The organism is Micromonospora inaquosa (assembly GCF_003857055.1).
Classification (GTDB): Bacteria; Actinomycetota; Actinomycetes; order Mycobacteriales; family Micromonosporaceae; genus Micromonospora; species Micromonospora inaquosa.
In genome coordinates this window covers 1-1,856 of sequence record NZ_QGSZ01000022.1, presented here as the reverse complement: position 1 = coordinate 1,856, position 1,856 = coordinate 1, and the positions used below count along the sequence as shown (strand labels likewise).

Sequence of the window (1,856 nt, the reverse complement as noted above, 5' to 3'; positions counted from 1 at the left end):
ACCCCCGACCCGCCCTTGATCCACTCGACTTCACCAATAACGCGGCATTAACCAGGCCCGGACACCGCGGATTCAGCGAACCCGAGTGGATCGAGCCCGCGACCAAGGGAGGCGCGACCACCACGCGGGCCCTTTGGAGCTGATGTCGTGAACGATTCAGCTCCAAAGGCAGGGACCAGCACACCTCCGACTCCTACCCACCGCCGATCAAACACCCCACGCTGTACGGATTCCGTTGCATCCATGACGTTCACGCGCTGAATTCGTCGCCGACTGACCGTGATACCGCCGATAACCCTTGCTTCTAAGGTTGCGGCTGTGCGATAACCGTTGGCAGAGCGGCCGGCCTCACCCCTTTGACCGGCCCGACGACCGATGGGGCTGACATGGCCAACGCCACCGACCACCTCTGGATGCACTTCACCCGGATGGCGAGCTACTCCGCCGGTGAGGTGCCGACCATCGTGCGCGGCGAGGGCGCGTACGTGTGGGACGCGCAGGGTCGCCAGTACCTGGACGGGCTCGCCGGGCTCTTCGTGGTCAACGCCGGCCACGGCCGCACCGAGCTGGCCGAGGCGGCCGCCAAGCAGGCCGGCGAGCTGGCGTACTTCCCGCTCTGGTCGTACGCCCACCCGAAGGCCATCGAGCTGGCCGAACGGATCGCCGCGCTCACCCCCGGCGACCTCAACCGGATCTTCTTCACCACCGGAGGCTCCGAGGCCGTCGAGGCGGCGTGGAAGCTGGCTCGTGCCTACTTCAAGCGCACCGGCAAGCCCAACAAGTACAAGGTGATCAGCCGGTACATCGCCTACCACGGCACCTCCATGGGTGCCCTGTCGATCACCGGCCTGCCAGGCATCAAGAGCGACTTCGAACCACTGGTGCCGGGCGCGATCAAGGTGCCGAACACGAACTTCTACCGGGCGCCCGAGCACGGCGACGACCCCGAGGCGTTCGGCCGCTGGGCCGCCGACGAGATCGGTCGAGCCATCGAGCGGGAGGGGCCGGACACGGTCGCCGCGGTCTTCCTTGAGCCCGTGCAGAACTCCGGCGGGTGCTTCCCACCCCCGCCCGGCTACTTCGATCGGGTACGGGAGATCTGCGACGCGTACGACGTGCTGCTCGTCTCGGACGAGGTGATCTGCTCGTGGGGGCGGTTGGGCGAGTACTTCGGTGCGGTGCGCTACGGCTACCAGCCGGACATCATCACCACCGCCAAGGGCATCACCTCCGGGTACGCCCCGCTCGGCGCGATGATCGCCAGCGACCGACTGATGGAGCCGTTCCTCACCGAGACCGGCATGTTCGCGCACGGCGTGACCTTCGGTGGGCACCCGGTCTCCTGCGCGGTGGCCCTGGCCAACCTGGAGGTCTTCGCCCGCGAGGACCTGGTCGGGCACGTACGCGCCAACGAGGCTGCCTTCCGGGCCACCCTGGAGAAGCTGTACGACCTGCCGATCGTCGGCGACGTCCGGGGCGACGGCTACTTCTACGGGATCGAACTGGTGAAGGACAAGACCACCCGGGAGACCTTCAACGAGGCCGAGTCGGAGGGCCTGTTGCGCGGCTTCCTCTCCACCGCCCTGTTCCAGGCGGGCCTCTACTGCCGGGCCGACGACCGGGGCGACCCCGTCATCCAGTTGGCGCCGCCCCTGATCGCCGAGCAGCAGCACTTCGACGAGATCGAACAGATCCTCCGCACAGTCCTAACCCAAGCCTGGACCAAGCTCTAACCCCACACAGCCCCAAGTTGATCATGAAGTTATTGCCACGACACGCCGAGGCGGGGCGCAATAACTTCATGATCAACGCCGGCGGGCGCGGGGCGCCGGCGGGCGCGGGGCGCCGGCGGGCGC

1 protein-coding gene is annotated in these 1,856 nt (G+C 67.5%); it reads left to right on the top strand.

The genetic code is table 11. The annotated features are described in order from the left end of the window. Nucleotides 1-386 precede the first annotated feature (386 nt). Nucleotides 387-1,733 (top strand): aspartate aminotransferase family protein, encoded by a 1,347-nt coding sequence (locus tag DLJ59_RS00110; RefSeq protein ID WP_124770507.1) that lies wholly within the window; start codon nt 387-389, stop codon nt 1,731-1,733. Nucleotides 1,734-1,856: the final 123 nt, after the last annotated feature.

Excerpts from the sequence above, each read along its gene's own strand:
- DLJ59_RS00110 (WP_124770507.1), top strand. The coding sequence starts at position 387 with ATGGCCAACGCCACCGACCACCTCTGGATGCACTTCACCCGGATGGCG.